The 11,036-nt window shown below is 58.2% G+C and carries 12 protein-coding genes; 8 read left to right on the top strand and 4 right to left on the bottom strand.

The genetic code is table 11. The features are described 5' to 3' along the window. Nucleotides 1-7 precede the first annotated feature (7 nt). Nucleotides 8-1,117, top strand: coding sequence for an o-succinylbenzoate synthase (gene menC, locus OHL13_RS02960; protein ID WP_263408620.1), 1,110 nt, complete (start codon nt 8-10; stop codon nt 1,115-1,117). 62 nt (nt 1,118-1,179) lie between these two features. On the opposite strand, the gene OHL13_RS02965 is transcribed toward menC, so the two are convergent. Continuing rightward, nucleotides 1,180-2,019, bottom strand: coding sequence for a hypothetical protein (locus OHL13_RS02965; protein ID WP_263408621.1), 840 nt, complete (start codon nt 2,017-2,019; stop codon nt 1,180-1,182). A 110-nt stretch (nt 2,020-2,129) separates the two neighbouring features. Here OHL13_RS02965 and OHL13_RS02970 point away from each other — a divergent pair, with 110 nt between their 5' ends. The 3 genes from OHL13_RS02970 to OHL13_RS02980 are packed head-to-tail and all read left to right on the top strand — an operon-like array spanning nt 2,130 to nt 3,956. Then, the gene (locus tag OHL13_RS02970) at nt 2,130-2,525 is read left to right on the top strand and encodes a bactofilin family protein (protein WP_263408622.1); all 396 of its coding nucleotides are present in this window, start codon (nt 2,130-2,132) and stop codon (nt 2,523-2,525) included. A 24-nt stretch (nt 2,526-2,549) separates the two neighbouring features. Further along, complete coding sequence (locus OHL13_RS02975; RefSeq protein WP_263408623.1) at nt 2,550-3,182, top strand: class I SAM-dependent methyltransferase; 633 nt, start codon at nt 2,550-2,552, stop codon at nt 3,180-3,182. Nucleotides 3,183-3,200: 18 nt separating this feature from the next. Further along, complete coding sequence (locus OHL13_RS02980; RefSeq protein WP_263408624.1) at nt 3,201-3,956, top strand: metal-dependent hydrolase; 756 nt, start codon at nt 3,201-3,203, stop codon at nt 3,954-3,956. A gap of 65 nt (nt 3,957-4,021) precedes the next feature. On the opposite strand, the gene OHL13_RS02985 is transcribed toward OHL13_RS02980, so the two are convergent. The 3 genes from OHL13_RS02985 to OHL13_RS02995 all read right to left on the bottom strand — a co-directional run bounded on the left by OHL13_RS02985 (nt 4,022) and on the right by OHL13_RS02995 (nt 7,046). Next, nucleotides 4,022-4,270, bottom strand: a complete 249-nt coding sequence (locus tag OHL13_RS02985) for a hypothetical protein (RefSeq protein ID WP_263408625.1) — start codon at nt 4,268-4,270, stop codon at nt 4,022-4,024. A 141-nt stretch (nt 4,271-4,411) separates the two neighbouring features. Beyond that, nucleotides 4,412-6,772, bottom strand: a complete 2,361-nt coding sequence (locus tag OHL13_RS02990; RefSeq protein ID WP_263408626.1) for an APC family permease — start codon at nt 6,770-6,772, stop codon at nt 4,412-4,414. Between the two features lie 112 nt (nt 6,773-6,884). Continuing rightward, nucleotides 6,885-7,046: a hypothetical protein gene (locus tag OHL13_RS02995; protein WP_263408627.1), complete on the bottom strand. Its 162-nt coding sequence runs from the start codon at nt 7,044-7,046 to the stop codon at nt 6,885-6,887. Between the two features lie 46 nt (nt 7,047-7,092). Here OHL13_RS02995 and lnt point away from each other — a divergent pair, with 46 nt between their 5' ends. From lnt to OHL13_RS03015, 4 genes are all read left to right on the top strand, one after another. Further along, nucleotides 7,093-8,616, top strand: a complete 1,524-nt coding sequence (gene lnt, locus OHL13_RS03000) for an apolipoprotein N-acyltransferase (protein ID WP_263408628.1) — start codon at nt 7,093-7,095, stop codon at nt 8,614-8,616. A gap of 118 nt (nt 8,617-8,734) precedes the next feature. Beyond that, nucleotides 8,735-9,875 (top strand): peptide chain release factor 2 gene (gene prfB, locus OHL13_RS03005; RefSeq protein ID WP_263408629.1). Its coding sequence is split into 2 segments (ribosomal slippage): nt 8,735-8,803 and nt 8,805-9,875, totalling 1,140 coding nucleotides; the frame shifts between segments, so codons are not numbered across the junction. Between the two features lie 243 nt (nt 9,876-10,118). Beyond that, entirely contained in the window at nt 10,119-10,604 is a 486-nt protein-coding gene (locus OHL13_RS03010) for a DinB family protein (RefSeq protein ID WP_263408630.1), read from the top strand. Nucleotides 10,605-10,617: 13 nt separating this feature from the next. Beyond that, the gene (locus tag OHL13_RS03015; protein WP_263408631.1) at nt 10,618-11,025 is read left to right on the top strand and encodes a CoA-binding protein; all 408 of its coding nucleotides are present in this window, start codon (nt 10,618-10,620) and stop codon (nt 11,023-11,025) included. Nucleotides 11,026-11,036: the final 11 nt, after the last annotated feature.

An 11,036-nucleotide genomic window follows, 5' to 3' on the forward strand; every position in this document is an offset into this window, starting at 1 on the left:
GACGCGAATGAAGATTGATGCAATTGTATTGCGCGAGATCCAGATGCCTCTGGCTCACCCCTTTGAAACCAGCTTCGGCGTCACCACCATGCGCCGCATCATGCTGGTGGAGCTGCAGGCCGAGGGAGTGACCGCGTGGGGCGAGTGCGTTGCTGGCGAACACCCCTACTTCTCTGACGAGATGATCGACACCGCATGGATCATCGCGAAGACCGAGCTTGCCCCTCGTCTTGTCGGTGTCGAGATCGAGAACGGCGGCAAGGTGCCGGATATGCTCAAGCAGGTCCGCGGCCACCGCATGGCGAAGGCATCGCTGGAAAACGCCATCTGGGAGCTGGAGTCGATGCTCGAAGGCATTTCTCTGGCGCAGCTTCTGGGCGGCACGCGCGACACGATCGCCTGCGGCGTCTCCATCGGCATCCAGCCCACGCCGGAAAAGCTGATGGAGAAGATCGAGACCGAACTTGCCGCCGGCTACCAGCGCATCAAGCTGAAGTGCAAACCCGGCTGGGATGTTGAGATCTTCGAGATGGTGCGCAAGCGCTGGCCCGATATCCTGCTGAGCTGCGATGCCAACTCTGCGTATCGCGTCAAGGACTCCGACCACATCGCCTCGTGGGACCGTTTCAACCTGCTCATGATCGAGCAGCCCCTCTGGTATGACGACTTCTACTTCCACTCCAAGCTGCAGTCCCGCCTGAAGACCCGTATCTGCCTGGATGAGTCCATCCGCAACCGTCGCGATGCTCTGGCTGCCATCGACATGGCGAGCTGCGGCATCATCAACATCAAGGTGGGCCGCGTGGGCGGCTTCAGCGAGGCGATTGCCGTACACAATGTGGCGGCTGAGCGCGGCATTCCTGTCTGGTGCGGCGGCATGCTGGAGACCGGCATCGGACGCGCGCAGAACGTCGCTCTGTCGTCGCTGGAGAACTTCAAGCTTCCCGGCGATGTCAGCGCCTCCAAGCGCTACTGGGCAGAGGACATCATTGAACCCGCGGTCGAGGTCAGTAGCCAGGGCGAGATCGTTGTCCCCACCACGCCCGGCCGTGGTTACGAGGTCAGGACAGACCTGATCAAGAAGCTGACGGTGCGCGAAGAACGCATTACGAAGTAAGCAGAGACTCCAAGGCCCCATCCTTTCGTACAGCGGAAGGGTGGGGTTTCGTCTTTAACGCGCTACTTTGGCAGCGGTGTGTTCAGCAGCAGCCGGATGGCGTCCTGCCAGGAGAGCGTAGAGGGCATCTGCTGCACGCTGGTCGCTTCAAACAGTGACTTCACCTTCACGGTGTGCACCAGCACCTCGCGGACGGTAATGTCCATGGTGAGCCGGCTGTAGCTCCATAGCCCATTGCCAAAGTCTCGTTGCTCCAGCGCTAGGTTGCCGCCGGAGTAGACCTTTGCAATCAGTCCCCAGCCAAGGTTGGCATCGCGAAACAGGTGCCCTTCCATGCGGAGAACGTGATGGCTCTGCGCGTCGACCCATACACGGCCTTCCAGAGATCCCAGGGCGGCCTGCGCCATGCCCGAGGGATGAAACGCAGGATTCGGGCGATAGTCCATCACCACCTGTTTTTCCGTGCGTCCTTCCAGTTGTGGCTGGCCCGGAACATAGCTCCAGAGCATCGCGTCCGGCATTACGTTGACCAGCTCCGTGGTCAGGCTGACGTTGGAGCGATCGCGTTTGTGGTGCTTCAGAAAACCCGAGGCGTCCTTCAGCGTGCTCTCCAGGCGAGCACGCTCGGCGTCATCCTCTTCCTGTGTCAGCGCACGGCCTTCTTTGCGCACCAGCCGGGCCACAGAGCCTTCTTTGGCTTCAATGGTGTCCCGTACCAGGTCGCCATGTTCATTAACGCGGCGTGAAAGATACCGGAGATTCAGGTTGTCACGGTTGACGATCGGAAGTTCGGCTTTAACGGCAGCAACCACCCAGTTGCGCGCCGGCTGAGCAAGGTCAGCTGTCTGCGCAGAAACTGGCAGGGCCGTGGCAGCGATCAATGAAATGAGGAGAGCGCGCACCTTCGAATAGACGCTCAGCTTATCAGGAAAGTTTGTGGTTTGCTGTACAGCAGCGCGTCAGATAGACTTCGGGCAAAGCCTTGCATATTGCAGAGGAGAGGGATCCGGATATGAGCCTTACAGGTTCTGTTACGCAGATCGGCCGTTCGCTGGTGATTCGCGGAGAAGTCAGTGGGAGCGAAGATCTGTATGTCGATGGTTCCATTGAGGGCACGGTCTCGCTCTCTGCCGGCAAACTGACCATCGGGCCCAATGCCCAAATCAAGGCCGATGTGCAGGCTCCGGATATTGTCATTCTGGGCACACAGGAAGGCAATCTGCGCTCCAGCGGCCGTGTGGAACTGCGCGACAAGTCTCTCGTCTCCGGCGATATCGTGGCAGTCAGGCTGGCCGTGGAAGAGGGCGCTGTTCTGCGCGGCAATGTCGATCTGCGCGGCCCCGAAGAGAAGGCTGTGGAAGAGAGCGCTCCGGCGCCGGATGAGTCTTCGTTATTTCAACACCAGTAATCAACCCAGGGTGGGATCAGCATCGTGTTGCGTAGTTTCTTTGGTGGAAGCGAACAGGCTAACGGCCCGCGTGGGACAGTTACGCGCCATTCCAGTGGCTGGACCCATGTGCTCAAGCACCTGAAGGCGCACGAGGGGCTGCGTGTGTTGGACATCGGCTCAACCTCTCCCGGCAATATCAACTTCCTCACCGGGCTTGGACACGGCGTGTACATGGCTGACCTTGCCGAGGATGCCAACAGGCCAGAGTGGATGCTGCCGGCAACCGAGAACGAAGCGGAACGCTTTGATGTGGATCGTTTCATTGCCGAAGACTTCAACTTTGGCGACCGGACCTTCGATATCGTGCTTCTATGGGATGTCGCCGACTATCTCCCGGAGGCTCTCCTGAAAGCCGTCATCGCCCGGCTGCACGAGGTAATGAATCCCGGCGGCCTTGTGCTGGCTCTCTTTCATACCAAGAAAGAAGAGACAGACAATGCTCTGCATCGCTACCACCTGACTGAAAGCGAAATGATCAACATGCAGCGTGTTTCCAATCAGAAGCTGCTGCAGGTATGGACGAATCGCCAGGTTGAGCGGATGTTTGAGAGCTTCAGCTCCTATAAATTCTTTCTGGCCAAGGATAATCTGCGCGAAGTTGTCATTACGCGATAGTCCGGCATCTGAAACAGCATGGGATCGAACGATCTCTCAAATAAAGAAAGGCATCCGATGAGCATTCTTAGCGGAGTGAAATTGACATGGCTTGGTCACGCGACCATGCACCTGCAGACGGCCGCTGGCACGTCCGTTCTGATTGATCCATGGATTGAAGGAAATCCGTCCTACCCCGTGGATAAAAAGAGCTTCGACAAAGTCGATGTCATGCTGCTGACGCATGGGCACACAGACCATACCGGCTCCTCCTTGCCGGTAGCCGCGCAGTATGACCCCACAGTGCTGTGCATGGTGGAACTGGGAGATATCCTCGTCAACCAGGGGCTCAAGAGCGACAAACTCATCGCCATGAATCTTGGTGGAACCGTAAAGGTTGCCGACCTCGAAATCTCCATGGTCGAAGCACGGCACTCTTCCAGTTACGTCGTCGATGGACTGCCCGTATACGCCGGCCCACCTACGGGGCTGATCGTGCGACCCGAGGGTGGGCCGACGATTTATTTCGCGGGAGATACATCACTTTTTAGTGATATGAAACTTATCGGGGATTTATTTGCTCCCGATATTGCGGTTCTGCCGATCGGAGGTTTCTACACCATGGGTCCCGAGCATGCCGCAATCGCTGCGGATTGGATCGGCGTCAAGGCTGTGGTGCCCATTCACTACGGCACCTTCCCGGCTCTCAAAGGACGCCCCGATAAACTGCGCGCCGCTTTTACTGAAAAAAATATTGAGGTGCTGGAATTGAAGATCGGGCAGCCATCTTCTTAGCCAGTTGTCAGGGAAATATTCTGGCTTAAATAGAAAAGCCCCGGATCTCTCCGGGGCTTTTCTATTTACTTACCTTCTTTGCGGTGAGCCGCCCAGCGGCGCTTCTGCGCATCTGCAATTCTCTTGCGTGCTTCAGGAGAAAGAACGCGTTTGGCGCGCTTGCGCGAGGCGGGGGCCGATGCGGTAGTGGTTGAACCCTTCGGGCGACCGGGACGGCGCACGCCTACGGCTGCCGCTCCGGCAAGCAGAGCCCGAGCCTGTTGCAGCTTCGAGATCTGGGCGTCAATTTCAGCGATGATGCGAGAAACTTCCACGAATTTTCCTCCGATGAATATATCCGCGGCTGGGGATGCCGAGTAACTCAGAAATGCAGGAATCCGCGGAAACAACTAGGACTACATCCCTAAAGATACCCGGCGGATAACTTCGCTGCAAATCTTTCTTCGATATTTCAATTACTTAGTCGTTACCGCAGGTGTCGGTTTAGGAGACTGAAGAGACAATCCAGGCCCCGCATCTTCCATCGAATCGTAGCGCGCAGCCGACCCAAGCGACTGGTGATGCTGCGTATGCGCAATACAGTCCTGCAGCCCGGTGAGCACGGCATCGCGGTCTTTTGAGTAGTCGTCCGCAAGCTTCGTCAGCGCATAGGTCATGATGTCGCTGTGGTGCAGGTGATGCATATTGGGGCTGCGGCGAAGATTGAGCCATAGCCTGTGGACCAGTTGCACATCCTCTGCAGGAATTGTGGGAGCGTGCGGTCCGATGTGGAAGCTGGTTGCCTCACCTTGCTGCGGAACGATATAGAAAGTGAATTGACGCTTCGGTTCCGGCAGCGCCTCCCAGGCCTGACCTACGTGATACGCCTGTTCCTGCGCGGTAAGTTTCGTGGAAAGTCCGGAAACTACAGCCGCAGCTTCCAGAGAGGTCGCGGTTTTTACAATCGCCGCGAAGATATCACCTGCGGGAACCACCAGCAGGGAGATATGTTTGCCGAAGCCTTCCGCAACCGATACAGCCTTGGTGAACAGCATCTGCTCATGCTCTGAGAAGAGCTGCTCGCTGGCGTCCACATACTCCGGGCCGCCTACGCCCATCATGCGGGCTGCAAGTACTACAACGTCCTGCTCGTCGGTATCGGTGCGGGACAGTGCCCACTTCAGAGCGTACGGATTGGCCGCATCGCGCATGGTCACCAGCACGCAGCCGGGACGGATGTTCAGTTCCTTGGCGCCAATATCGTCTGAGTGCTCAAGCTGGAAGTGTTCCTTCATCTGGCGTTCCGCCAGGGCATGGCGGCGCTTGTTATCGCGTTCCGAGAGCGAAAAGATGATGAAGAAGGCAACCGCGAAGATAATGCCGGAGACCGTAGCAATCGACTTCGTGAACAGGTTCACGATGGCAGTTGTCAGGAGCACGCAGAAGACGCTCGCCAGGCCTACCGGAATCTCTGTGCGGCCGATACGCAGGTTCAGCGGCACCTTGGCGCCACGCTCACCGCGGAAGCGGTAGCGTAGCAGCAGCATGGCCAGGGCGTTGAAGGTGAACGACCAGATAACGCCGAAAGCGTACGCCTCGCCAATCAGGATGACATCGCCGCGCGTCACAACGATGACCAGCAGCTGCATGATCGTAACCAGGTTGACGATGCGGTAGCTGGTACCGAAGGTCTTGTGCGGCTTGCGGAACCAGTCAGTCAGTACGCCGTCCTCGGCAACGCGCATCAGCACGCCCGTGGAGCCGACAATTGCAGTGTTGACCGCGCCGCCAAGAATCAGGAAGCCGACAAGAACGACGAAGACGCGGAATCCGATCCGCAGGAGCTCTGGGCCGACCATGTGCATGGCCATACCGGCAATCAGGTTGTCGCGATAGACAGAGACGCGCACCTCATCCGGAATGATCATTACGGCCAGTAGAGAACCCAGCCCGGTAAACAGCAGGCTGTAGACCGCGATCACCATCGCGGCACGCTTCAGGTTCTTCAGCTTCGGATGTTCAATCTCGCGGTTGACCTGCGCCAGAGATTCCTCACCCGACATGGCCAGAACCGAGTGCCCAAAGGCCATCAGCACGCCAAACAGGCCAAGGGATTTTGCGAAATTGGTGCCCTTCAGGAAGCCCAGCGCGGAGTCGGAAAAGTGAAGATTCGCAGGCGTCGGGAAGGGGGGGAGATGAGCGCCGCGATGGAAGGCTGTGAAGGTACCCCAGGTGAGCAGAATAATCACCATCACGGTGGTGACCTTCATAATCGTCAGGGCCTTTTCGCTGGACTCTTCAATACCTTTGATGTTCTGCCACCAGAAGTAGATGGTGATGGCGACGGCAAACGCGGCAGAGGCGTAGTTGACGTCCAGCTGCGGAGCTGCCCACGTGGGCCAGTGATACTGCTCTACGCAGAGCTTGGCCAGGTCGTTCATCATGCCCACGATGTACTGGCCGGCGGAGACACCTGAGATCGGTCCCGTCAGCACGTAATCGAACATCAGGGCGGAGACTGAAACCTTGGCGAAGGTTCCGCCAAGGGCTTCTTTGACGATGCGGTAGACGCCCCCGCGGGTAAACATCGAACAGCTTTCGACGTAGACCGAGCGTACGGAGTAGGAGAACAGCATTACGCCGATGATGAGCCAGGGCGCGGATTTGCCGACTGCTTCTTCCGATATACCTCCCGCATAGAAGGCAGACGAGCCAAGGTCGTTAAGAACGATGGCGGCTGCTCGCCAGAAGGAGATAAAGGTGAGCATAACCGAGGAGGCTACAACGAGCCTGACTCGATTCGATTGCGGAGCGGTGACCGTGGGTTTAGAGGCCATCTTTATGGTTGCGTCTTTCGAGGACTTTCCGATCCGTCACTCAGCGAAACTGACGCCCATCGAAGAGTCTAGACCTGTGGTTGGGCAAGGTCAATGGGTGCTACGGTAGCGCCTACAGATCGGAGTCGGCATGTTCCTCGTCCGGTGTGAACACTTCCAGCACATCATGGGCGGTACTGATGACGACGACGAAGGCGGAGCCGACCAGTCCAAAGAAGAACATCGGCACCAGCACATGCGAGAGTCCGCGAATGAACAGGTCTAACACAAGCATTATTGTACGCCTGTGCGGTTGGTAGACTTTGCCAAGCGGAGGATACATGCGGGGAGTTCCGGGACGGGTTTGGGCGCTGGTGTTGGCCTCAGGGGTTTTGCAGGTGCTCCTCTTTCCCATTGCCGGGCCGGTGCCAGTCTGGCGCGCCGCGCTTAGCTGGGTGGCCCTGGCGCCTCTGCTGGTGGCCCTGCTTGGTGGCAAGCCATTGAGGGTGCGCGATTTCGCGCTGGCGGGTTACGCCTGCGGCATTCTTTGGTACCTGGGAAGCTGTTACTGGGTTATGCCGACGATGTATCTCTACGGCGGCATGAGCAAGCCGGCAGGCTTTGGCATTCTGCTCCTGTTTGCGCTCTACTTGGGGCTTTATCACGCACTTTTCGGTGCACTGCTGGGTGTTTTAAGACGCTTTTTGAGCCCTGAAAACACACTTTTGGCGTCTCCATTCGTATGGGTTGCGGTGGAACTGGCCCGTGCTCGCATCACCAGCTTTCCGTGGGACCAGCTTGGAATCGCACAGGTGGATAATGCCGTGTTGACTTCGCTTGCTCCATGGGGAGGGGTCTATGCCATCAGCTTTGTCCTGGTTGCGGTGAACGTGGCGCTGGCCTGGGCATGGATGGAGAAGAAGTGGCGGATTGCGGTGGGTGTGTTGGGGGTTGCGGCAGTCATCCAGGTTGCGGGGATGTTCCGCAATACGCCGGTGGCCACGCACGAAGTAGCAACTCTCGTGCAGCCGAATCTCTCCGAATCGCAACGCTATGGTGCAGCCAGCCTGTTGCAGGAGCTTGTGCCTTTGAGCCAGCAGGGGAGTTCCGCCGGTTCAAAGATCATCCTGTGGCCGGAATCGCCCGCGCCGTTTGCGACCAGCGACAAGAACTTCCTGCAGGCCATTGCGGCGCTGGCCAGCGCCACGCATAGCGCCGCGATTATTGGCTCGGAAGGTGTCGAGGTCGACGGTCTGCCTCCGCGAGGCTACAAGGCCTATAACTCCGCGGCTCTGTTTGCAGCGGACGGAAGCTATCGCGGACGCTACGACAAGATTCACCTGGTCCCGTTCGGTGAGTACCTGCCGTTTGCGTCCATCTTTCAGTTCGCCGGTGGACTGGTCGCGGAAGTGGGTGAATCCGACCGTGGCCACCTGCGCACGGTCTTTCGGCCGGACGGGCATGGGTACGGCATCTTCATCTGTTACGAGTCGATCTTCGCCGACGAGGTTCGCCAGTTTGTGAAGAACGGAGCGGATGTCCTGGTGAATATCTCGAACGACGGCTGGTATGGCGACACCAGCGCCCCGTGGCAACATCTGAACATGGCGCGGATGCGGGCGATCGAAAACCATCGTTGGGTGCTGCGCGATACAAATAACGGTATGACCGGCGCCATCGACCCGGATGGAAACCTTCGCCAGCATGCGGAGCGGCATATCCGCACGGCGATTGCCGTTGGGTTCGGTTACTCCGATCAGTTGACCTTCTATACGAAGTACGGCGATGTTTTTGCGTATGGGTGTTCGCTGCTGGTGATTGGGGTATTGCTGTGGGGAGTGAATAAGCAGCAGGTGGCATCCTGACTTTACCTGACGTTGCAGGGTCCCCGGTTCATGGAACGCGGGTCGCGCTGTAGTGCGATTCCCAACCATGCTTCGCATGGATGGAGCACCCGGACGGGTGGCGACGTAGAATATAGCTATGCTTGCTGATCTGGAATTTGCTTACTCCCCGGTGCGTGAGAAGGTACGCGACCTGCGGGAGTATCTTTGACGCTGCTCGTCTGCGGCGCGAACTCTCTGACATTGAAGAAAAAGTAGCGGATCCGTCGGTGTGGGCCGATGCTGCCAAGTCGCAGCCGTTGATGCGGGAGCGGAAACGGCTGGAAGGTCTGTTGGCCGACGATGAAGCATTGGCGCGGCGCGCCGGCGACATTGAAGCCTACTTCGAACTTGCCAAGGAAGGCGGCGAGGAAGAATCCTTGCTGGCCGACCTGAAGCGCGAAATCGATGATCTGACCACCTTTGCCGAGAAGCTGGAAACCAAGACGCTGCTGGGCGGTGAGACCGATCCGCTGAACGCCATTGTTACCGTTCACCCCGGCGCTGGCGGCACTGAAAGCCAGGACTGGGCCGAGATGCTGATGCGCATGTACCTGCGCTGGGCCGAGCGTGAGGGCTTCAAGACCGAGATCAACGAAATTCAGGATGGCGACGAGGCGGGCATCAAGTCGGCCACCTTCACCATCACCGGCGAGTACGCCTTTGGTCTGCTGAGCGGCGAAACCGGCGTGCATCGCCTGGTGCGTATTTCTCCGTTCGATTCGGCCAAACGCCGGCATACCTCGTTTGCCAGCGTCTTCGTTTCTCCGGAGATCGATGACTCAATTGTGATCGACATCAAACCGGATGAGCTTCGCATTGACACCTACCGCTCCGGCGGAAAGGGCGGTCAGCACGTCAATACAACGGACTCGGCCGTGCGCATCACCCACCTTCCGACGGGAATCGTTGCCGGCTGTCAGAACGAACGGTCGCAGCATAAGAACAAAGAGAAGGCGATGAAGATGCTGCGGTCTCGCCTGTACGAGTTTGAGCTTGAAAAGAAGCGGGCGACGGCGAAGAAGCTGGAAGACTCGAAGCTGGACATCAACTTCGGTTCGCAGATTCGCAATTACGTGCTGCAGCCCTATCGCATTGCCAAGGACCTTCGTACGCGCGTGGAGACTGGCGCCGTGGACGATGTGCTGGATGGAGACCTGGAGCTATTCATTCGCGGGTACCTGAAGATGCGGCGTGAGGGCGGAACTCCGCTGCCGATTGAGGATGATGACGATTTGTAGCAAAGTGCAGGGTATTGGGGGGACGCCGGCCATCGAGGCCGGCGTTTCTGTTTCCTGGGGACGATCTCGGCACGGCTAAAGCCGCGTCCTGATGAGATCACTGAAAATCAGATCCTTGCAGGATGACAGAGGACAGGAAAAGCAAAAGTGGATGCCTCCACTGCGCTACGCCAGGACGGGGCAAAACGGCAAAATCGTTCCAGAAGAGCAACGGGAGCTCTTCTGAAGCATCCAAATCTCACCATGACGACTGTGAATGCGGATCAGGATCTTCGAAAACAGCTTCAGGCGCTGCTGAAGGGCGGGCAGGCGCATGCGACTTTTGATGACGCGGTAGCGGCCTTTCCTGTGGACAGGCGTGGTGTGGTCCCTGAGGGGCTGCCGTACTCTGCCTGGCAGTTGCTGGAACATCTGCGGATTACGCAGCGCGACATTCTGGACTTCAGCGACAATGCTGACGGCCATTACCAGGAACTGGATTGGCCAGCAGGCTACTGGCCGGCGGAGAAAGAGCCTCCGACGGAGACGGCGTGGGATGAGTCGATTGCCGCGATTGAAGCGGATATGGCGAAGTTCCGTAAGCTGGTGGAGACCGGCGACCTGCATACGCCGTTTCCCTGGGGCAGTGGGCAGAACCTGCTGCGCGAGGTCTTGCTGATTGCTGACCATGACGCGTATCACGTGGGCGAGCTGGTGTTATTGCGGCGATTGCTTGGAATCTGGAAGTAGGAAGGGGTTGCAGATGAACGAGCCCGAAGTATTGCGTGCCATGCTGTCGGCGAAGAAGGTTGCCGTCATTGGCGTGAGCGACAACCCGGCCAAGCCGAGCAATTATGTCTCGCGCTACCTGCAGCAGGCAGGGTGTCGAGTCCTCCCGGTGAATCCAACGCTTGAGACGGTGCTGGGAGAGAAAAGCTATCCCAGCCTGACGGAGCTGGTAGCCGCTGAAGGCAAGCCCGAACTGGTGGATGTCTTCCGGCTACCCAATGCGATTCCAGCCATCGTGGACGAGATGCTGGCGCTGGGATTGGAGAATCTGTGGGTACAGCAGGGCATCGTGAATCTGGACGCGGCGCAGAAGGCCGAGCAGGGCGGAATACGGGTGGTGATGGACCACTGCCTGATGGTGGAGCATCGCCGCGGTATGTAACTTCCAGGCGG

Origin of the sequence: Terriglobus tenax (assembly GCF_025685395.1) — a bacterium.
GTDB lineage: Bacteria > Acidobacteriota > Terriglobia > Terriglobales > Acidobacteriaceae > Terriglobus > Terriglobus tenax.